A 19,293-nucleotide genomic window follows, 5' to 3' on the forward strand; every position below is an offset into this window, starting at 1 on the left:
ATGGCCTATTTATCCGTAATCTTATCCGCAATTTTTTGGCATTTTCCGCGCCATTCGTCATCAAGCGCCTCAAGATTCGCTAGCTTTTGGGCCAGGGCTTTGTCTGCTTTGGTATGGGCGCATTGCATTAGGGTGTGAACATTAACGGTATCGTCCTCACGGTGCAGTAGTGTTACTTCGTCGCCAACACTGATGGTTCCTGTTTTAACAACCCGGTAATACCAGCCAGTGATACCTCGTTCTCCGACAAATCTATCTAAATTGGGCACTTCGAAGCGTTGCGAGATTTTATTGCAAGGGGCACGGGGTGCACTTACTTGCAGTTCTACCTCGCCGAACTTCCATATATCGCCGATATAAACGGTAGCATCGTCCATGCCCTCTACACTGATGTTTTCGCCAATGCTGCCCAGCGAAAATTCGCCTTCAGGAAAATGCTTTCTTAATGTCAGATAGTTGGTCGGGTTGAACTGATGCAGCACTTTCTCCGGTCCACCGTGAAGACGTTTGTTGGCCTGTTCGTCTTCATCGGTTCGGTCCATATGCACCGTTAACGCATCGACGGGGGCTTTAACAATACTGCTTGGTGCCCCACGAGGGCCTAGCGGCTGAGGTTTTCCAGCAAACAGAGCGTTAACAGAAAATGAGGTAGACATGGCATCTCCAAAAAATATTTTTGTGCATTTAAACCTTTCTACTATAGGGTACGACTAACCTTATAACACTAACAAGTGCTAATGCTAATCAGCACCACAAATAACAAAGAGAAAAGAATGGAACACACACAACAACGTGTTGTACACGCCAATGTGGTGTTTGGTAATAAAAGCGAAAATGAGCTGATATCTAAAGCGAAAAAGGGCGATAAGCAGGCATTTCGGTCCCTTTACGATGAACATATTGGGCGAGTCTACGCGCTTTGTTACCGGCTTACAGGTGAAAAGGGAATGGCAGAAGATGCTTCGCAAGAAGTCTTTATTCAGCTATGGAAAAAATTGGGTAATTTTGATGGGCAAAGCCAATTTTCCACGTGGTTACACAGCGTTACGGCAAACATTACCATCTCTTATATGCGTAAGCAGAAGGGGTGGGTGCAGCGGATGTTTAACTTGGAAAACAGCGGCATTAACGAGATGCCGGCTGAAGAAAACAGCACCGATGTGGATTTAGAAGCATTAGTTATTCGCTTACCCGAGCGAGCCAGAATGGTTTTTGTCCTCCATGCAATTGAAGGTTACAGACACGAAGACATTGCCAGCATGTTGAACATGGCAGTGGGCTCAAGCAAAGCACAATTTTTCCGTGCTAAGCAATTATTGAAAGATTTTATGGGAGTCGATGATGAGTAATTTTGACGACAAGCTTGCTCAGCATATTTCTGGGATATCGAAAGAGAAGCAGCCAGAACGAGATTTGTGGCGAGGTATTGAACTCGGCATAACATCGCAGCAAGGCGACGCTTCACAAGACGACGCTTCATCATCTACGGTTACATCAAAACAGTGGAGGGCAATAGCCGCAAGCGTTTGTTTAGTTACTGTATTGTGGTTCGCGGCTCCTTTTGCGTTTAAAGCTGATGAAAGTCGAAGCGATGGCTATGCCCTGATTGACGCAATGAGTATGCAGCAGCAACAACAAGTGAATAGTCTTCTTGCTAGTTATGAAAGTACCACGGCGCTAACTGAAGATTGGCAAGAGCAATTAAAAGAATTGGACGATGCTGCAGATGTTATTAAAGCGGCATTAAAGGACGATCCAGACAACTCAGCATTAATCAAAATGCTGCATCACGTATATCAACAGCAGATTGCCTTAATTGAGCGAGTGCACGCGCCAAAGTGGCAGCAAATTTAATAAGGGTTTAAAGATGAATATAAATACGAAAAGCACATTTTTGCACACGTTCATGGCACCTTTGGGGGCCAAGGTATTACTTACTACTGCGCTGCTAAGTATCGCTACTGCGGCGTTTGCAGGAGAAAAAGTAGATAAGACCATCGACACATCGTCTTCGCCGAAAGTGGACATTGAACACATCAACGGAAAAGCAGATATCCGAGTTTGGGATAAGTCTCAGGTTCGTGTCACCGGTGAACTGGGCGATCAAACTGAAGAGTTTATCTTTGAAAGACGTGGAGATGTCGTGGTTATACACGTTGAAGTCGAGCGCCACTCAAAGAGCTGGTTTAATAAAGGTAAAGATGGCGACGACCTTGTTATCTATATACCTTCAGCAAGCGACCTTCACTATACCGCGGTCAATGCTGATCTTATTGCAGAAGGTATAACAAAAGCAGTAGATGTTGAGGTGGTAAACGGCGACGTAACCCTTAAAAACATAGGTGAGCGGGTTGAAGTTGAGTCGGTTAATGGCGATATCGTGCTTGAGAATGTGAGAGGCCGTTTAGAGGCGGAAACAGTGAATGGCGAAATTGAAGCGTCACACTCAGGAAACACGCCAGTGAGCTTTGCGTCAGTTAATGGCAAGCTCGACATCACTTCCGATAGCCCAGACGTATCAGTAGAAACCGTCAACGGTCGAATCGATGTGTCTCTTCAAGCGGTGGACGTACTGCAAATCAATACGGTTAATGGAAGGACTTACGCAAGTTTAGGTCTTAATAAGAACGGTAGCGTAAAAGCGAATTCTGTAGGCGGTGCGATGGAATTTGTCTTTCAAGATGGCGTATCGGCACAATTTGATATTGAGACGCACGCTGGCGGCAACATTGTAAACAATATCAGTGATGAAAAGTCGCAAAAGCCTAAGTATGGCCCAGGTAGCTGGCTACGCTTTATCCACAACGGTGGGGCTGCAAATGTAGACATCTCTACGGTACACGGGCGAATTGAAATAGACCAAAAGTGAATAAGCTATAGGCAACACAATTGAAACTTTAGGTTGAAAAAATGAATTTAGTCCACATTTATTAATCAGACATGTGGTGATTAATGAAAAGCTGCGAATGATCGCAGCTTTTTTTGTTTGGTCGCTAAAAATGTGTAGCTGAGCGTTTGTAAGTAACAAAAGTGCGTTTTAATGGCTCTTAGTTACAAGTTAGCGGACCTGCACGCTTCACCCACATCATCACATGGTTTGTTATTTTTTGATTGGAGGTTACATTGAGTATTGTTGGACACGTCAAAAGGTTTTGGCGATTTCATAGTCTAATTATTGGTGCGTTTGGAATATGCGCATTTACGCTAGGCTGTGCTGTTCATGAACCCGCTTATTACGAAGGTACTTGGGTGGTGACTAAGGCCTATAATGTAGGTGTTTCAGCTCACTCATCAATAGAGTCAGAAAAGTTCTTGGGTCGCTCGGTAACCTATGCTTCAGACTCGGCTAAACTCGATCAGGCATTTTGTGAGTCACCGGTGTATTCAACGAAAAATATCAGTAATCAAGATTTTTATGCTGCTTTCAAAGCCTCTCCATCATCGCTCGGCTTTAGCGACGACAAGATTACTAAAGTAAGTTTGTCGTGCCTTGATAATTCGGCAATCATGGGTTCTACACTCATTTTTCAGGAAGGTGGCAGCGCCTACACCTTGGTTGATGGTACGTTTTTAAAGCTGGAGAAAACGCTTTAAACGATGTTGTCTTTTTGCGCTTTCGCAACAAAATGACGACTTCCTTTGTTGAGTGATGGACGTTAAAAGCGCATAATATCCAACTGACTTTTGTGCATTGGAATAGGTTTCACTCGTGGCGTCTGCGTCTAAAAACGATAAGAATGTTGAAAAATTGAAGGTTCCACCTCATAGCATTGAGGCTGAGCAATCTGTTTTGGGCAGCATGCTTATTGACCCTGAAAGCTGGGACAAAGTCGCGGAGCTTGTTACCGATAACGATTTCTACAATCGCTCACACCAAATTATCTTTCGTGCTATCACTCGACTACTAAACAGTAGCCAGCCAATAGATCTTATAACAGTATCAGAAGAGCTGGAAAAGCATGATGAACTGGAAGATGCCGGTGGTTTTGCCTACTTAGGTGAACTTGCCAAAAACACGCCAAGTTCTGCGAACGTTGTGTCTTATGCGCAAATTATCAGTGAGCGCGCGATAACCCGAGAGCTTATTGGCGTGGCGCATGAAATAGCGGAAGTTGGGTACAACCCCGAAGGCCGTGACAGTGCAGACATTCTTGATCTGGCCGAAAGTAAAGTATTTGAAATTGCCGAGCGAAGAACTGGTGAAAACGAAGGTCCTCGCGATGTCGAATCTATTTTAGGGAAGACCATTGACCGTCTAGAAGAATTGGTGAAAACCAATAAAGACGTTACCGGTGTTACTACCGGCTTTACCGACCTAGACAAAATGACCAGTGGTATGCAGCCCTCTGACCTTATTATCGTGGCGGCTCGTCCATCGATGGGTAAGACCACCTTCGCCATGAACTTGATTGAAAACGCCATGATGGCAGAAGATAAACCTGTACTTGTTTTCAGTCTTGAGATGCCCTCAGAACAAATCATGATGCGTATGTTGGCGTCATTAAGCCGCGTTGACCAAACCAAAATTCGTACTGCACAGCTGGATGATGAAGATTGGGCACGTATCTCCAACACCATGGCTATGCTCAAAGACAAAGATTGTTTGTTTGTTGATGATTCATCAGGCCTTACACCAATGGACGTGCGAAGTCGCGCAAGAAAACTCGCTCGCGAACGCGGTGGAATCAGTCTAATCATGGTGGATTATCTTCAGTTGATGCGCGTACCTTCTCTTAGCGATAACCGAACATTGGAAATTGCAGAGATCTCTCGCTCATTGAAAGCATTGGCTAAAGAGCTTGAAGTGCCGGTAGTTGCCCTTTCACAGCTTAACCGTACGCTAGAACAACGCGCCGATAAACGTCCTGTAAACTCTGACCTTCGTGAGTCTGGCTCAATCGAGCAGGATGCCGACCTTATTATGTTTATTTATCGTGATGAGGTTTATCACGAAAACAGTGAGTATAAGGGCATTGCAGAGATTATTATTGGTAAACAGCGTAACGGCCCAATTGGTACCTGTCGACTTACGTTCCAAGGCCAATTCTCACGATTTGACAACTATGCAGGCCCTGCCATAGCCGACGAATATTAGCCCCTCTTATAGCGACTAAAGGCTTCGACTGCGGCCACGGTCTACATTTTAAAGGTTAACAAGTTAAAGTATTTCAGACACAAAAAAGGCGCCGTAAGGCGCCTTTTTCAATTCATTGTATATGAATTACTTTTCTTCAGCTACTTTCACTGTGTCTTTAACTGTCACTGAAATGCGACGGTTAACACGGTGTGCTTCAGCATTCTTACCATTGTCTAGAAGCTGAGTTTCGCCGTAACCGATAGTCTCTAAACGAGAACCTTCGATACCGTACATGTCTACCATTACTTCTTTGAAGTTCGCAGCACGACGCTTAGAAAGGTCCATGTTGTAAGCTTCACTACCTGGTGCAGAAGTGTGACCTTCAATTACCGCAGTTGTTGAAGGATACTGCTTCATGAACTCAGCAAATTCAGAGATTTCTGGATCTTTTGGCATTTTAACTACAGCACTTTCGTTGTCGAATAGAACGCGTAGTGTGATTTCTACTGTCTCTTCGTCAAATACTGTACAACCTTTTGCATCAACTTTTACGCCAGCTGGTGTATCAGGGCACATATCTTTGCTGTCTACAACGCCGTCGTTGTCCGAATCTTTAATTGCACAGCCAGTTGCATCTACTTTAGTGCCAGCTGGAGTGTTAGGACACTGGTCAACGTTGTTTAGAACGCCATCGTTATCATCATCGATGCTACAACCATTTGCGTCAACACGAACACCCGCTGGTGTCATTGGGCACTGGTCTTTGCTGTCTACAACGCCATCGTTGTCGCTGTCTTTAGGTGCGGCAGGAGTGCCTTTACCAAATGGGATCGCGATACCAACTTTAACACTGTAGTCATTGTAATCTTCACCGAAGTCGTGATAAGCGGCGATTTCAGTAACAAGTTTAACATCTTCGTGGATGTCCCAGTGTTTACCGATACCGATGTTACCAAGCGTAGTTGATTCGCCTACTGCTTGACGCTTAACACCACCAAAAACGAACCATGCATCATTTGGCATGAAGTATAGTGCGTCAACACCAACCATTTCACCGCTTTCATCACCGCCGCCTGCATAATCAAGGTCTAGGGCTGTAAATTCAACACGTGCTGCCCAGCTTTGAGTAAAACGGAAACCGTATTCAAAAGCTACGCCACGACCATCGTCGTAAAGGCCGCCGTCAGTTAGATCTAACGGACGTGAGTCGTCAGTGTTGTAATACATGCCAGACAAACCAAACCAGTTTTTGTACTCTGGCTCAGAAGAGTCTTGTGCAAATGCATTAGTCGAAGAAATTACAGCAAGAGATAGCGCTGCCATTTTAAAGTGTTGTTTCATAGTCACATCCTGTTTAACGTTGAGTGATTATCGATTTTTGATAATTTTGTGTTGTGCTTAACGTTTAACGCTAGCACAAATTGTGCCATTTATAATATGGGTTAGGCTGCGATCCCTTGTAATGTGGCAATAATTGTTCGTCTTCCACCATGATCTCGGTGTTCGCCGAGCATGATACCCTGCCACGTGCCAAGTGCAAGCTTGCCTTGTTGGACAGGTATAGTAAGTTGACACCCTAGTATACTCGATTTTAAGTGAGCAGGCATATCATCTTTACCTTCATAAGTATGCCTGAAAAAAGAAAGCTCTTCTTTTACACTATGGTTGAAGAACGCTTCCATATCATGCCTCACTGTAGGGTCGGCATTTTCATTGATTGTCAAACTAGCGCTTGTATGCTGAAGCCATAGGTGCAAAAGGCCGACTTCAACATGACGAATACTGGGTATTGCAGATTCCACCTGCTGTGTTATCAGGTGAAATCCTCTCGGGTAGCTGTCGAGTGTAATTTTTTCAGACTGCCAGAAATTATTTGTCAAAACAGATTTCCAAATGCGCTAATCCTTCGTCGCACATGAAAGGAAGAATAATTTTAGCACCATCAACCTGGTGACTAATCGTATGTTGCTTTCCTGATACAACGATGGGTGTTGCCATTCCAAACTCGTAACCCCGCTCAGCAAGGTCTCGCTTTGCGTTACCGCAAATCATGTTGGTAACTTCGCCAACCATGTCGCCTACTTCTGCATCAAGCTTCTCAGGGCGCTCGCCAACCATTCTCTCCATTATGGTCAGAGCCAAAGACTCGTCAAAAGTAATAGACATAGAGCCGCGAACGTCAGGGCCCACCATGCCAATTAGCCCCGATACATCGCCTTTGGCGATATCACTTTGTTTGCGCTTGGGCTTGCCCGGGGTCAATTTAGTTTGAGCCATGGTTTCAAGCACGTTCAAAAGACCAGCAATAAACGGGTTCACAAAATCAGCATTCATGTACACTCTCCTGGGCAGCGTGATCTTCCGTTTGTTGACAATCGGCACATAATCCATGGGCCTCTATAGTTTGTTTCGATACTTTGAATCCGTGTTGCTTTGCTTGGCTATCAAGGGTCTCTTGAAGACCTTCAGATTGAATTTCAGCAACATCACCACAGCTGTCACAAATTAGAAACTGAACAGGGTGGTTACAACCAAAATGATAGCAGGCCACAAACGCATTGGTAGACTCTAAACGGTGAATAAACCCAAAATCGAGAAGAAAATCAAGGGCGCGATAGACTGTCGCAGGTTTGGCACTAGACTCTGTTTCTTTCAGTGAGTCGAGTAGTTCATAAGCACCCATAGGGCCGTGCTTTGAAACAAGAATTTCGTACACCTTTTCTCTAAGCGGTGTGAATCTGGCGCCGCGTTGCTCGCAATAAGCCCGTGCCTTATGAATAAGTGTGGTTTTGTTCATTGATGATAACCGTAAACTCGACTTTCATTGTTATATTAAAGCGTCACTTCTGGATCACGTTTTTTAGTGTGTACATGAGCTATTAACTCATCTTCCAAGGCAAAACGCTCTTCTAATGTCTCACCAAGCTTGGCTAGCGCTGAGTCAAATTCAGCTGCCTGCTCGGGCGTTACTGCTTGTGCAAACGTATCATTAAATGCGAGTGCTGCGTCAGTGGTTTTTGTCAATCTGGGGTAAAGTTTATCTCGTAGTGCAAGGCCTTCATTGTCGTTTTCAACCAACATATCGAAAACCTCAAAGTGTCCTACCGACAAATAATCGAGTAATGCGCTGCAAAAGTTGTCTATTTCATCTGGGTCAGGTAAACACTCGCTTCGCTTGTTAATACCTGCTAGTTCACAGAAAGAAACTAACAGTGCCTGTCTGTCCATTAACCAGCGGTCAATAACCTGGCTTTTCCCGCCCCATTTTGATTTAACGCTTTCTAACTGTTGCAACATTTTGATGTGTTACCCGTTTAGCGACAATAAGTTTCAGTATAACACTGTGCACTAGCGACACAAATTTTGCGCGAAAAAGTTCGTTTCAAAATGTATGGTGGCGATCTATACGCTCAGTATTTAGTGTAGTATGAAGCATTAAAGAACAGGAGTAATGTGCAATGATGATAAAGTTGGATGAGGCGAAACTAGCTGCTCAGCAAGCCCTGTGGGTAGTTTTTAGTCGCGGCAAAATTGTAGTACAAGAATCGTCTGAGTCTATCCCAGTTGCTTACCTGAGTGATATTCCTTTCTTAGCATCTTATGTCGATGAAATTCATCAACTTCCGCCGCTCAATGAGACGGCGCATAGAGACCTGCCCGTATATGTTGTTGATTTGGGCGCTGAGCATGTTGACGAGCCCGGTTGGGAACGGGTAACGCTTAGGCAGCTTCTTTTTGCCGAATACGATATTGCCTTTTCCGTCATTGGGCGAGCCTGGCAATACATCCATTTCTTGCGTACTCATCAATTTTGCGGGCAATGTGGAGCCAAGACTGAACGCGTAGATTGGGAAATGGCAATGCATTGTCACCGCTGTCAACATCGCAGTTATCCAAGAGTGTCTCCCTGCATCATTGTTTCTATACACGACAACGAAAAAATACTTTTGGCCAAAGGCGTTCGCCACCGAGAATCCAATATGTATTCAACCCTTGCAGGCTTCGTAGAAAGTGGTGAAAGTCTGGAGCAAGCGGTACACAGAGAAGTTTTCGAAGAAGTTGGCGTTAAGGTTAAAAACTTGCGCTATTACAATAGTCAGCCATGGCCATTTCCACATTCCTTAATGGTCGGGTTTATTGCCGAGTATGACGAAGGGGAAATTCGTTGTCAGGAGAACGAGATAGATGATGCGCAATGGTTTGATATAGATGCGCTGCCGACTATTCCACCTAAAGTATCCATCGCTGGACAGCTAATTGCTGAAACGGTGTCTCTAATCGGCGACAAATAAAAAACCCTGCCGAGGCAGGGTTTCAATAAGTTTAGCACGGTCCCATGTAGGGCTTCTTTTCTTTAACGGTTATAGTAATAGCAAACACTCACTTTAAGTGCAAGCGTCTTTTTAAAGTAATGTTCAAGTATTGTTTGTCTTTAATAATCGACACTACACCGATTTGTCGTTAAAACATTGATTTTTTAATACAGGTTTTAGCACACCTTAGTTAAGAATACTGGTATACTTTCGCGCTCAAATATCTTCAGTAATTTAGGTGAGTTATATGTCGCAAAATTTCCCCAGTGTTGATAAGCCCGCGTTAAAGAACGATCGTTACTTACGTGCGTTACTTAAGCAGCCGGTTGATGTCACACCTGTATGGATGATGCGACAAGCCGGGCGCTACCTCCCAGAGTACAAAGCGACTCGTGCAGTAGCAGGCGATTTTATGTCGTTGTGCAAGAATGCAGAACTTGCATGTGAGGTGACGCTACAACCTTTACGTCGTTTTCCTCTCGACGCTGCAATTCTCTTTTCGGATATTTTGACCATCCCAGATGCGATGGGTCTAGGTCTTTACTTTGAAACAGGTGAAGGCCCTCGCTTTAAAAATCCAATCACGTGTAAAGCGGATGTGGATAAAATCGGCCTTCCTGATCCAGAAGGTGAACTACAGTACGTAATGAATGCCGTTCGTACTATTCGCCATGAGCTTAAAGGTGAAGTGCCATTAATTGGTTTTTCTGGAAGCCCTTGGACACTCGCGACTTACATGATTGAAGGTGGTTCAAGTAAAGCCTTTACCAAAATCAAGAAAATGGCATTTGCTGAGCCAGCAACGCTTCATGCGTTACTAGCAAAACTGGCTGATTCTGTTACTGAGTATTTAAATGCTCAAATCGCTGCGGGCGCGCAGTCAGTCATGGTATTTGATACTTGGGGTGGCGTGTTATCTCCTCGTGACTACAAAGAATTCTCGCTTCAGTACATGGAGCGCATTGTAAGTGGGCTGACCCGTGAAAATGAAGGCCGTAAAGTACCTGTTACCTTGTTCACCAAAAACGGTGGCATGTGGCTAGAATCGATTGCGGCGACAGGCTGCGACGCAGTAGGTTTAGACTGGACTATCGACATTAAAGAAGCGCGTGCGCGCATTGGCGATAAAGTTGCACTTCAAGGTAATATGGATCCATCAATGCTGTATGCTCAACCGCAAAGAATTGAGCAAGAAGTGGCGTCCATTCTAGAAGGTTACGGTGAAGGTAGCGGTCACGTATTTAATTTAGGTCACGGTATCCATCTAGACGTACCACCTGAAAATGCAGGTGTGTTTGTTAATGCGGTACATGAACTTAGTAAGCAATATCACAAGTAAGCGACTTCGATAAAGGAAGTAAAATGAAAACGTGGCTTGTGTTGTTGCTGATAGCGTTTGCATTGATAGCAGGGTATAAATTTTCTGGCTATCAACACCAACTCAGTGAATCCAATGCAGATAAAGAGCGACTAACCAATGTGTTAGCGCGCTCTCGTGCCACCGAAACGAGTGAGCTGAAAGTTATTAAGCCCGCCGCCAAGTTGGTTTCAAATGAAACAGGTGCGGTGCTCTTGGATACAAGCGTTACGAAAAACGGCGAGATGAATGTTGCCCCCGTTGCTGAGAATGTCCAAATCATGGCGCCAGAGGTTTTCTACACTAAAACCGAAGGCTCACTCAATACGTTTTTTGCGCTGCCGCCTAACAACGAGCGCTTTGTTTTAGACTCGGTAAAATGTGAGAACGGACATTGCGAAATAACGGGTGAGTATGACGGTTCTGAAACTGAGCTGTCGCGAGTTATTGAAGCATTGGAACAGGAACCGTGGTGGGAATTCGGCTCGCCTATCATAACCACGCAAGTGGCACAGCGAGGCCTCAAACTTAACGTTTCTTTCGCCGCATCCCATTCGCCAAATGCTCGTGTGCGTTATCGGAATAGCACTCAGGCCGATTTAAACAGTCAGCTTGCCTCAGCGGGTTAACCCCAAAACGTGTATATCGCCAATTGAATTCGCGGTATGCCTTATTCAAACGTGTACTGGCGTTAGGCGTCTCTTGGTAAACCTTTTTCAATTACGCGAATAAGCCGCGCTTGCTGCCTGTTTTTCGCATCAGACGCTTGTTGCTTCTCTTGCTGCCGCTTAAGAGCCCAATCAATATGTCTGTCCACCAAGTCACTCACGCTCCCTCGTCTTTCTTTCAAAAGCAGAATGCTTTGTTCATCATACGGAGCGTTTCCTAACGCAACGGCAATATTACGCTGCCACTTCTCAAAGCCAATCCGCCTGATGGGAGAGCCTTCCGTATTGCGTAAGAAGGTTTCTTCAGACCAGCCGAAAAGCGCATTGAGACTTTGGCCGTGAAGCACTTGTCGCGGGTGGAAATCTTCTTCACTGGTAACATCGGCAAAGCGATTCCAAGGGCAAACAAGTTGGCAATCGTCACAGCCATAAATGCGATTGCCCATCATGGGACGTAAATCTTCGGGAATATCTTTGTCTGATTCAATGGTGAGATAGGAAATACAGCGACGGGCATCTACTTTATAAGGCGCAACAATTGCATTGGTCGGGCAGATGGTTAGACACGCCGTGCAGGTGCCGCAACCCTCTTCAATTGGTGAGTCAGTGGGTAATGGCAAATTGATGAACAGCTCACCTAAGAAGAACCAAGAGCCGGCTTCTTTGTTGAGTGTCAGGCTGTGTTTCCCCGTCCAGCCAATACCCGCTTTTTCAGCAATAGCGTGTTCCAATACGGGGGCTGAGTCTACAAACGGGCGATATTGGGTATGCGCCAAGGATGCGGTGATTTTCTCTCCCAATTGCTTCAGACGTTTGCGCAGCACTTTGTGGTAGTCACGGCCCAATGCATAGCGGCTGATGTATCCTATTTCTGCCTTTTTTAAATGCTTAGCAAACGAGGCGTCAGGAGGTAAGTAGTTCATGCGAACGCTGATAACCCGTAATGTCCCTGGGACCAACTCATCAGGCCGGGCACGCTTCATCCCATGACTCTCCATAAAGGCCATGTCACCGTGATACCCATTGTCTAACCATTCCTGAAGGTGTGCCTCGTGCTGATGTAGATCAATATCGCTGATGCCAACCTGCTGAAAGCCTAGCGCTGTACCCCAAGCCTTGATATTGTTGGTTAATTCAACAAGGTCGATAGAACTAAATTCGGACATGTGCTCATGCTAGATACTCAATTAACGTCAAGTTTATCATACAAATTATTTCGGGCCGATCAGGTTAGGGAAAATGAGGGACAAGCCGCCGCGAATTCGGGCTGCGATATGTTCACGTTGATGCAACGAGCTGGTGATGTGGTGTTTAAGCAGTGTCTTGAGCTTATGCCAAACTCAGACGTTTACTTAGTGCTGGTGGGCCAAGGTAACAATGCGGGTGACGGCTACATTGCAGCAATAAACGCAAAACTTGCGGGTAAACAAGTGCATTTATGTGCGGTTGAGCCTGAACGTACGCTGGATGGTGATGCTGGCAAAGCACAGCAGCGCTGGCTCGATTCAGGAGGCAGTATCAATGGGTTTGACGCTGCGCTCCTCGAGAAGTCTGACGTAGTGATAGATGCGCTTCTTGGTACAGGTATTAATAGCTATATTCGCAATGAGTTTGCAGACATCATTGATGCGGTGAATGCGTCATCAACACCGGTTGTAAGCGTTGATGTGCCGTCAGGGCTTGATGCAAATACAGGACAGAGCCTGGGGCGATGTGTTCAGGCTGATATCACCGTTACTTTTGTGGGCATTAAGCCGGGGCTTGTTACTGGTGCGGGTAAACAATCGTGCGGTAAGTTAGTGTATGCGGACTTGGGTATCGGCAAAGCGTTCCAAGCATTAGCTAAAGCGAGCGCGACCATGCTAAATATCGACCACTTTAATGGTATGGGGCCACGGGAGATTAACAGTCATAAAGGGACTTATGGTCGACTGTTGTGCATTGGCGGTAACCGCGGAACAGCAGGTGCCATTCGACTCGCCAGTGAAGCCGCGCTGAGAAGTGGTGCGGGCATGGTACGCGTGTATACCCATGAGTCGTCAGTCGTTCAGGTCAGTGCAGGCAGACCTGAACTCATGGTCACCGACTTTAATTTGGAAGATGCATTAGCTTGGGCAACCTGTGTGGTTATTGGACCGGGTCTTGGGCAAGATGAATGGGCAGAAAGCGCATTTGAAACCACCATGAAGCACTGTCAAAGCCAAAATAAGCCTGTGGTCATTGATGCTGACGCGCTAAATCTGTTGTGTCAGCAGTCAACCGCGTACACCTTGTCTGACAGTATTTTAACCCCTCACGCGGGCGAAGCTGCGCGTTTACTCGGTGTTTCTATTGATGATGTAGAAAGCGACCGTTTTAACTACGCAAGGCAGTGCTCACAGCGATACCATGCGGTCTGTGTACTAAAAGGGGCGGGCACGCTTATCGACAATGAAAAGAAAACCTGGGTTTGCCGTCACGGTAATCCTGGTATGGCTACCGCAGGAAGTGGTGATGTATTAAGCGGAATATTGGGTGCGTTGCTCGCGCAAGGTGTAGAAACAGACATTGCAGCAAAATATGGTGTGGTGCTTCATGCAAAGGCCGGTGATGATATTGCCCAACTGTATGGTCAACGTGGTATGATAGCGAGCGATTTGTTCGACGCAGTACGTGCGCTTATCAACCACTAAATAGGTTGGTTTTGTCTTAAACGGGCAGGCATCTACTGTGTTTCTTTGTATTACTGTGGAATATTGTCGATGTCTTACCCGCATACCTCTTTTTTTGCTAATGAAGTAGATGATACTGCGCAGCTTGCCAGAGATTTAGCGCAGGCTGTTTCGAGTCAACTCCCTACCGATGCTGTTATTTATTTAAACGGCGACTTAGGTGCAGGGAAAACGACATTTAGCCGATATTTCATTCAATCTTTAGGTCATTCAGGTAGCGTTAAAAGTCCAACCTATACATTGGTTGAACCTTATGAGTTGGACGGCGTCAATATCTATCACTTCGACCTGTATCGCTTAGCCGACCCAGAAGAGTTAGAGTTCATGGGAATTCGCGATTACTTTGGTTCGGGCGCTATCGCGCTTATTGAATGGTCGGAAAAAGGGGGCGAATACTTGGCATCCCCAGACTTAGTGATTAGTATAAATATTACGCCATCGGGTAGGCAGTTTAATTTGGAAGCAAAAAGTGCCCACGGTGCGAAATTGCTTCAGCAATGCAAGCGCGTTTAGCGCAAATGCGAAATGAAAGAAAAACTGAATAAATAGCCGCTCCGGAGTTGACGAGAGCAGCATAACAATAACAGAAAGGCTAATTATGGTGCGCAGTATAGTTTCGGTATTATTATTGTGTTTCGTCGTGCAATTCGCACACGGTGCGCAAAATAACATCGACGGGGTTAGGATATGGCCGTCGCCGGACAATACGCGTGTTGTTTTCGATATGAAATCAGCGCCAGAGTTCACCTATTTTACGCTCAAAAATCCGCTTCGGCTTGTCATCGATCTTAACAACACCAGCGACACCGCTAAGCTTTCTGGCATTGAAAACAGCGGTGATTTGATTAAAAAGCTGCGCTACTCCACACCGAAAAACAAATCATCTGCCAGAGTGGTTGTTGAGCTTAATAGAAATACAAAGCCTTCGTTATTTGCAGTAACCCCCGATGGTGCTTACGGACACAGGCTGGTTGTCGATTTACCAGATAGCGCGCCGAAGCCGTCGCCAACGTTATCAGCGTCGGCATCAACTGGCTCTGTCGTTATTGATGATTCTACCAGTGCCCGAGACCGAGACATTATCGTCGCCATCGACGCCGGGCATGGTGGACATGACCCAGGTTCAATCGGTCCGGCTGGTACCTATGAAAAGCACATCACCCTGAGTATCGCCAAAAAACTGGAAGACATGATAAACCGGGAGCGAGGTATGCGCGCCATCATGACTCGTGGCGATGATTATTATGTTTCTCCTAATCGACGTCCTGAAATTGCGCGCGAGAAAAAAGCCGATTTGCTTATTTCCATCCACGCCGATGCGTTTAGTCAGCCTCAACCGCGAGGTGGTTCGGTGTGGGTACTATCCATGCGAAGAGCAGACACTGAATTAGGCCGCTGGCTAGAGAAATCTGAACGTCACTCTGAATTACTCGGTGGTGCAGCTGAAGTGATCAATGATAAATCAAGCGAGCGATATCTTACTGAAACCATACTGGGTTTATCGATGGATCACAGCATGGCGACCAGCCACGATTTAGGTAATAAAGTGGTTGAAGAGCTAAAGCAGGTGACCAGTCTGCATAAAAGAAAACCACAAGCCGCCAGTTTTGCAGTTTTGACCGCGCCTGACATCCCCTCTATTTTGGTCGAAGTTGGTTTCATTTCTAATCCGCAAGAAGAGAAGAATCTGAACTGGTCTAAACATCGCGAACGCTTAGCGAACGCCATGTTTAATGCGACTAAGCGTTACTTCAAGCAAGTTCCCCCTGATGGTACACTGTGGGCACAAGAAAGGGCGAACAACCGAACGCACAAAGTAAGAAGCGGCGAGTCGCTCTCGTTATTAGCACAGCGTTACAATGTAAAAGTAAGCAGCATCAAAGCAGCGAATGATCTTTCAAGTGATGTTGTACGCGTAGGGCAGGTACTAAATATTCCGAGAACATAAACCAAGGTTTTGTTTCATCGGCTTTTTCAGCACTCATTGCACTTACATATCGTATCGCCACGAATCCATATAGTTAATATCATAGGGTAGTCCTTTGCCTATACAGCTTTTATCTCCCCAACTTGCAAACCAGATTGCCGCTGGTGAAGTGGTTGAGCGCCCCGCGTCTGTGGTTAAAGAATTACTAGAAAACAGCCTTGATGCTGGTGCCACCAAAATAGAAGTCGATATTGAAAAAGGTGGCCACAAGCGCATTCGAATAAAAGACAATGGGTCAGGCATTGTCAAAAGTGAACTGCAGCTGGCATTGAGTCGCCATGCAACCAGCAAAATCACCACTCTGGATGACTTAGAACAAATTCTCTCTCTTGGCTTTCGTGGCGAAGCGCTGGCCAGTATTAGCTCGGTAAGCCGGTTAACACTGACATCGCGCACTGAGTCTCAAGGTGAGGCGTGGCAGGCCTATTGTGAGGGTAGGGAAATGGCGGTAAATATCCAGCCAGCGGCCCACCCTGTTGGCACCACAATTGACGTGGCAGATCTGTTTTACAACACGCCAGCAAGACGTAAGTTTTTACGCACCGAAAAAACCGAATTTCAGCATATTGAAGAAGTCATAAAACGCATAGCACTGAGCTATCCCAAGGTTTCATTTGTTTTAAAACACAACGATAAAGTAGCAAAGCGCTTTATCGCCGACAAAGCAGGCAGTTTAGCCACCCGAATTGGCGCTGTGGTTGGACAAAAGTTTGTTCAAAACGCCGTACATATTAGTACTGAGTATGAAGGTCTTCACATTGATGCTTGGCTAGGTAATGAGGCCATGCTTCGCAGCAGTAATGATTGCCAGTTCAGTTTTGTTAACGGCAGAGGCATGCGAGATAAGCTTATTATGCACGCTATTCGCCAAGCGTACGAAAGCGTTTGGGGGGTGGTGGAGCAACCAAGCTTTGTGGTGTACTTAACGGTTAACCCTAAAGATGTGGATGTAAATGTTCATCCCGCCAAGCATGAGGTGAGGTTTCAACAAGGCAGATTGGTGCACGACTTTATCTGTAAAACCGTGAGTGATGCGCTGCACGCCATGACCGACGAACAGCCTTTATCAGGAATGGACGCAAGCCGTCCTTCGGGCTCAGATTTCATGTCTTCTCAGGTAGAACACGATTACATTAGGCCTTTACAGAATCAAACGTCGGATAATGCACAGGCGTTCAACGAATCTTCTCGATACTCAACGAGTGGCATTTCTCAAAGCGGATCACAGTCTTTTGGGCAAAATGCCGGAACTCCAAGAGCGACATCGGTGGGGAGTGTAGCTGGAGGTCGAAGTGGCGGAGCAGCGCAGTTCCGCAGTCGAGGGCCGAGCGCAGCGTACCAGTCAAATTATAATGCTTTGATGACGCCAAATAGTGACATGAGCGGCATTGATACAGAAACTCACCCCCTTGTTGAACACCTTAATCTTTCATCTCTGTGTAGAATTTACCCAAAATCTGAAGAAATTTACCTTCTTTGTGCAACTAAAGTTGCAAGTATTTGGTTAAGCGAACTATTTTTAAAAGCGCAGCATGGACAACCGCTGTTGATGCCTGTGGCGGTTACCCTAGAAAACGTAGACGATGAGTTTGTCGAGTTATTAAACGCATCGCATTTTGAAGTGAATAAAGTGGCTGGTAAATATCGACTGCAACAAGTACCAGCAGGAACAAGGCATTTGCCGTGGCTTAAATGGTTCGAATTCTTCTTGTCTATTAAAGGCATTGGGAATGCAAGCACGCTTGAAACTGCGATGACAAAACTCGTTTTGCCCGAGCAAGTCTTAGATGACGACGTATCAAATAACCTTTGGTACTGGTTGGATCAGCAAAGCGAAGCGAAACAATGGGAAATTATTGAGCAATTTGGTAAAGTGCGCCCCTTAAATTTAGTGCTAGATGTATGGGGAGAATAAAGTGTCCAATGGCATAAATTCTGCATTGCCTGTAATTGCAATTATGGGACCCACAGCATCGGGTAAAACCGGTCTGGCGCTAGATATAGCGGCTAAGGTTGACAGTGAAGTAATTAGTGTCGATTCGGCCCTTGTATATAAAGGCATGGACATCGGCACTGCAAAACCTTCGCAGGACGAGCAAGCAGGTGTAGTGCATCACCTAATTGATATTATCGACCCTGCTGAAAGTTATTCGGTGTCGCAATTTGTAAACGATACCAATGCGCTGATTGGCGATATTTTATCACGGGGCAAAGTGCCAATTTTGGCTGGCGGTACAATGATGTACTTTAATGCCTTGATAAATGGAATTTCGCCACTACCTAAGTCAGATGAAAAGATACGGGACGAAATAACACAGCAGGCACAGGGCTTGGGTTGGTCGTCGTTACACGACGAACTACGACGTGTAGACCCAGTTAGTGGTGAGAGAATTCACCCTAATGACCCTCAGCGAATAACCCGTGCACTGGAAGTGTATAGAAGTACCGGCAAGACGTTGACACATTGGCAACAGCAAGAGGGTGAAAAGTGCCCTTATAACATTGCACAATTTGCCATAGCGCCCGCAGACAGGGCAATGTTGCACGAACGTATCGCGACGCGCTTCGACATAATGTTGGAACAAGGTTTCGAGAAAGAAGTATTAAAACTCTACGAGCGCAGTGATCTTCATGAAGATTTACCTTCTATACGTTCTGTAGGGTACAGACAAATGTGGCAGTACCTAGACGGCCAGTTGAGTTATGCAGAAATGCGTGAAAGAGGCATTATCGCTACAAGACAACTAGCTAAACGCCAGCTCACGTGGTTACGGGGTTGGGAAGAGGTTACATGGCTAGACACATTTGCTAACGATAATTTGACTAAAATTACAGCGAAAGTCACACTTTAAATGTTTGAGTGTGGTATACATTAGACGTGCAGTGATAGTGAAATTTCTATCACGAATAATAAAAACTAAGGATATCAAATGGCTAAAGGGCAATCTTTACAAGACCCATTCTTGAACGCTTTGCGTAAGGAACGTATTCCAGTATCAATTTATCTGGTAAACGGTATTAAACTTCAGGGACAGGTTGAATCTTTCGACCAGTTCGTAATTTTACTGAAGAACACAGTAAGCCAAATGGTGTATAAGCACGCGATTTCTACTGTTGTTCCAGCACGCGCTATCACAATGCCTAGCGCAGGAGATTCTGAAAATACTAAAGGTGAATAAT

At 45.6% G+C, this 19,293-nt stretch carries 21 protein-coding genes; 14 read left to right on the forward strand and 7 right to left on the reverse strand.

The window, feature by feature from the left end; all coding sequences use genetic code 11:
* Nucleotides 1–5: 5 nt before the first annotated feature.
* On the reverse strand, nucleotides 6–656 hold the full coding sequence (locus tag KUL49_RS07855; protein ID WP_131136948.1) for an MOSC domain-containing protein: 651 nt from the start codon (nucleotides 654–656) through the stop codon (nucleotides 6–8).
* A 117-nt stretch (nucleotides 657–773) separates the two neighbouring features.
* Here KUL49_RS07855 and KUL49_RS07860 point away from each other — a divergent pair, with 117 nt between their 5' ends.
* The 5 genes from KUL49_RS07860 to dnaB all read left to right on the forward strand — a co-directional run bounded on the left by KUL49_RS07860 (nucleotide 774) and on the right by dnaB (nucleotide 5,095).
* Nucleotides 774–1,349: an RNA polymerase sigma factor gene (locus KUL49_RS07860; protein ID WP_014951111.1), complete on the forward strand. Its 576-nt coding sequence runs from the start codon at nucleotides 774–776 to the stop codon at nucleotides 1,347–1,349.
* On the forward strand, nucleotides 1,342–1,854 hold the full coding sequence (locus tag KUL49_RS07865; RefSeq protein WP_131136949.1) for a hypothetical protein: 513 nt from the start codon (nucleotides 1,342–1,344) through the stop codon (nucleotides 1,852–1,854). Before KUL49_RS07860 ends, KUL49_RS07865 begins: the two co-directional genes overlap by 8 nt.
* Before the next feature lie 13 nt (nucleotides 1,855–1,867).
* On the forward strand, nucleotides 1,868–2,869 hold the full coding sequence (locus KUL49_RS07870; protein WP_014977658.1) for a DUF4097 family beta strand repeat-containing protein: 1,002 nt from the start codon (nucleotides 1,868–1,870) through the stop codon (nucleotides 2,867–2,869).
* 254 nt (nucleotides 2,870–3,123) lie between these two features.
* Entirely contained in the window at nucleotides 3,124–3,594 is a 471-nt protein-coding gene (locus KUL49_RS07875; RefSeq protein ID WP_131136950.1) for a hypothetical protein, read from the forward strand.
* Nucleotides 3,595–3,709: 115 nt separating this feature from the next.
* Nucleotides 3,710–5,095, forward strand: a complete 1,386-nt coding sequence (gene dnaB / locus KUL49_RS07880) for a replicative DNA helicase (RefSeq protein WP_014951107.1) — start codon at nucleotides 3,710–3,712, stop codon at nucleotides 5,093–5,095.
* A 126-nt stretch (nucleotides 5,096–5,221) separates the two neighbouring features.
* Here the strand turns inward: dnaB and KUL49_RS07885 are convergent, their stop codons facing one another.
* From KUL49_RS07885 to KUL49_RS07905, 5 genes are all read right to left on the reverse strand, one after another.
* A complete protein-coding gene (locus KUL49_RS07885) occupies nucleotides 5,222–6,418 on the reverse strand; it encodes an OmpA family protein (RefSeq protein WP_014951106.1) in 1,197 nt (398 codons plus the stop codon).
* Nucleotides 6,419–6,519: 101 nt separating this feature from the next.
* Nucleotides 6,520–6,957: a secondary thiamine-phosphate synthase enzyme YjbQ gene (locus KUL49_RS07890; RefSeq protein WP_014951105.1), complete on the reverse strand. Its 438-nt coding sequence runs from the start codon at nucleotides 6,955–6,957 to the stop codon at nucleotides 6,520–6,522.
* The gene (locus KUL49_RS07895) at nucleotides 6,947–7,411 is read right to left on the reverse strand and encodes a chemotaxis protein CheX (protein ID WP_014951104.1); all 465 of its coding nucleotides are present in this window, start codon (nucleotides 7,409–7,411) and stop codon (nucleotides 6,947–6,949) included. Before KUL49_RS07895 ends, KUL49_RS07890 begins: the two co-directional genes overlap by 11 nt.
* Nucleotides 7,401–7,874 (reverse strand): transcriptional repressor, encoded by a 474-nt coding sequence (locus KUL49_RS07900; protein ID WP_014951103.1) that lies wholly within the window; start codon nucleotides 7,872–7,874, stop codon nucleotides 7,401–7,403. Before KUL49_RS07900 ends, KUL49_RS07895 begins: the two co-directional genes overlap by 11 nt.
* Nucleotides 7,875–7,909: 35 nt before the next feature.
* The gene (locus KUL49_RS07905; protein ID WP_014977657.1) at nucleotides 7,910–8,374 is read right to left on the reverse strand and encodes an Rsd/AlgQ family anti-sigma factor; all 465 of its coding nucleotides are present in this window, start codon (nucleotides 8,372–8,374) and stop codon (nucleotides 7,910–7,912) included.
* A 161-nt stretch (nucleotides 8,375–8,535) separates the two neighbouring features.
* Here KUL49_RS07905 and nudC point away from each other — a divergent pair, with 161 nt between their 5' ends.
* The 3 genes from nudC (at nucleotide 8,536) to KUL49_RS07920 (ending at nucleotide 11,376) form a co-directional block, all read left to right on the forward strand.
* The gene (nudC, locus tag KUL49_RS07910; RefSeq protein WP_131136951.1) at nucleotides 8,536–9,369 is read left to right on the forward strand and encodes an NAD(+) diphosphatase; all 834 of its coding nucleotides are present in this window, start codon (nucleotides 8,536–8,538) and stop codon (nucleotides 9,367–9,369) included.
* Between the two features lie 268 nt (nucleotides 9,370–9,637).
* Nucleotides 9,638–10,729: a uroporphyrinogen decarboxylase gene (hemE, locus tag KUL49_RS07915; protein WP_131136952.1), complete on the forward strand. Its 1,092-nt coding sequence runs from the start codon at nucleotides 9,638–9,640 to the stop codon at nucleotides 10,727–10,729.
* 23 nt (nucleotides 10,730–10,752) lie between these two features.
* Nucleotides 10,753–11,376 (forward strand): hypothetical protein, encoded by a 624-nt coding sequence (locus KUL49_RS07920; protein WP_014951099.1) that lies wholly within the window; start codon nucleotides 10,753–10,755, stop codon nucleotides 11,374–11,376.
* A gap of 62 nt (nucleotides 11,377–11,438) precedes the next feature.
* Here KUL49_RS07920 and queG read toward each other — a convergent pair whose 3' ends face one another.
* Complete coding sequence (queG, locus tag KUL49_RS07925) at nucleotides 11,439–12,581, reverse strand: tRNA epoxyqueuosine(34) reductase QueG (RefSeq protein WP_131136953.1); 1,143 nt, start codon at nucleotides 12,579–12,581, stop codon at nucleotides 11,439–11,441.
* Nucleotides 12,582–12,587: 6 nt separating this feature from the next.
* On the opposite strand from queG, the gene KUL49_RS07930 reads away from it, so the two are divergent.
* The 6 genes from KUL49_RS07930 (at nucleotide 12,588) to hfq (ending at nucleotide 19,292) form a co-directional block, all read left to right on the forward strand.
* The gene (locus KUL49_RS07930) at nucleotides 12,588–14,087 is read left to right on the forward strand and encodes an NAD(P)H-hydrate dehydratase (protein ID WP_131136954.1); all 1,500 of its coding nucleotides are present in this window, start codon (nucleotides 12,588–12,590) and stop codon (nucleotides 14,085–14,087) included.
* A 69-nt stretch (nucleotides 14,088–14,156) separates the two neighbouring features.
* Nucleotides 14,157–14,639 (forward strand): tRNA (adenosine(37)-N6)-threonylcarbamoyltransferase complex ATPase subunit type 1 TsaE, encoded by a 483-nt coding sequence (tsaE, locus tag KUL49_RS07935; RefSeq protein ID WP_014951096.1) that lies wholly within the window; start codon nucleotides 14,157–14,159, stop codon nucleotides 14,637–14,639.
* A gap of 85 nt (nucleotides 14,640–14,724) precedes the next feature.
* The gene (locus tag KUL49_RS07940) at nucleotides 14,725–16,074 is read left to right on the forward strand and encodes an N-acetylmuramoyl-L-alanine amidase (RefSeq protein WP_014951095.1); all 1,350 of its coding nucleotides are present in this window, start codon (nucleotides 14,725–14,727) and stop codon (nucleotides 16,072–16,074) included.
* Nucleotides 16,075–16,168: 94 nt separating this feature from the next.
* Nucleotides 16,169–18,028, forward strand: coding sequence for a DNA mismatch repair endonuclease MutL (mutL, locus tag KUL49_RS07945; protein ID WP_131136955.1), 1,860 nt, complete (start codon nucleotides 16,169–16,171; stop codon nucleotides 18,026–18,028).
* Nucleotides 18,012–18,965 (forward strand): tRNA (adenosine(37)-N6)-dimethylallyltransferase MiaA, encoded by a 954-nt coding sequence (gene miaA / locus KUL49_RS07950; RefSeq protein WP_165477892.1) that lies wholly within the window; start codon nucleotides 18,012–18,014, stop codon nucleotides 18,963–18,965. The genes mutL and miaA overlap by 17 nt, the downstream gene beginning before the upstream one ends.
* A 78-nt stretch (nucleotides 18,966–19,043) precedes the next feature.
* Complete coding sequence (hfq, locus tag KUL49_RS07955; RefSeq protein WP_014951092.1) at nucleotides 19,044–19,292, forward strand: RNA chaperone Hfq; 249 nt, start codon at nucleotides 19,044–19,046, stop codon at nucleotides 19,290–19,292.
* Nucleotide 19,293 lies beyond the last annotated feature (1 nt).

It is taken from the genome of Alteromonas sp. KUL17, assembly GCF_006538305.1.
GTDB lineage: Bacteria > Pseudomonadota > Gammaproteobacteria > Enterobacterales > Alteromonadaceae > Alteromonas > Alteromonas macleodii.

Bases quoted from the DNA above. Each gene is read 5' to 3' on its own strand.
- KUL49_RS07855 (WP_131136948.1), bottom strand. From the start codon at position 656: ATGTCTACCTCATTTTCTGTTAACGCTCTGTTTGCTGGAAAACCTCAG.
- KUL49_RS07860 (WP_014951111.1), top strand. From the start codon at position 774: ATGGAACACACACAACAACGTGTTGTACACGCCAATGTGGTGTTTGGT.
- KUL49_RS07865 (WP_131136949.1), top strand. From the start codon at position 1,342: ATGAGTAATTTTGACGACAAGCTTGCTCAGCATATTTCTGGGATATCG.
- KUL49_RS07870 (WP_014977658.1), top strand. From the start codon at position 1,868: ATGAATATAAATACGAAAAGCACATTTTTGCACACGTTCATGGCACCT.
- KUL49_RS07885 (WP_014951106.1), bottom strand. From the start codon at position 6,418: ATGAAACAACACTTTAAAATGGCAGCGCTATCTCTTGCTGTAATTTCT.
- KUL49_RS07895 (WP_014951104.1), bottom strand. From the start codon at position 7,411: ATGAATGCTGATTTTGTGAACCCGTTTATTGCTGGTCTTTTGAACGTG.
- KUL49_RS07900 (WP_014951103.1), bottom strand. From the start codon at position 7,874: ATGAACAAAACCACACTTATTCATAAGGCACGGGCTTATTGCGAGCAA.
- KUL49_RS07905 (WP_014977657.1), bottom strand. From the start codon at position 8,374: ATGTTGCAACAGTTAGAAAGCGTTAAATCAAAATGGGGCGGGAAAAGC.
- nudC (WP_131136951.1), top strand. From the start codon at position 8,536: ATGATGATAAAGTTGGATGAGGCGAAACTAGCTGCTCAGCAAGCCCTG.
- hemE (WP_131136952.1), top strand. From the start codon at position 9,638: ATGTCGCAAAATTTCCCCAGTGTTGATAAGCCCGCGTTAAAGAACGAT.
- KUL49_RS07920 (WP_014951099.1), top strand. From the start codon at position 10,753: ATGAAAACGTGGCTTGTGTTGTTGCTGATAGCGTTTGCATTGATAGCA.
- queG (WP_131136953.1), bottom strand. From the start codon at position 12,581: ATGTCCGAATTTAGTTCTATCGACCTTGTTGAATTAACCAACAATATC.
- KUL49_RS07930 (WP_131136954.1), top strand. From the start codon at position 12,588: ATGCTAGATACTCAATTAACGTCAAGTTTATCATACAAATTATTTCGG.
- tsaE (WP_014951096.1), top strand. From the start codon at position 14,157: ATGTCTTACCCGCATACCTCTTTTTTTGCTAATGAAGTAGATGATACT.
- KUL49_RS07940 (WP_014951095.1), top strand. From the start codon at position 14,725: ATGGTGCGCAGTATAGTTTCGGTATTATTATTGTGTTTCGTCGTGCAA.
- miaA (WP_165477892.1), top strand. From the start codon at position 18,012: ATGTATGGGGAGAATAAAGTGTCCAATGGCATAAATTCTGCATTGCCT.
- hfq (WP_014951092.1), top strand. From the start codon at position 19,044: ATGGCTAAAGGGCAATCTTTACAAGACCCATTCTTGAACGCTTTGCGT.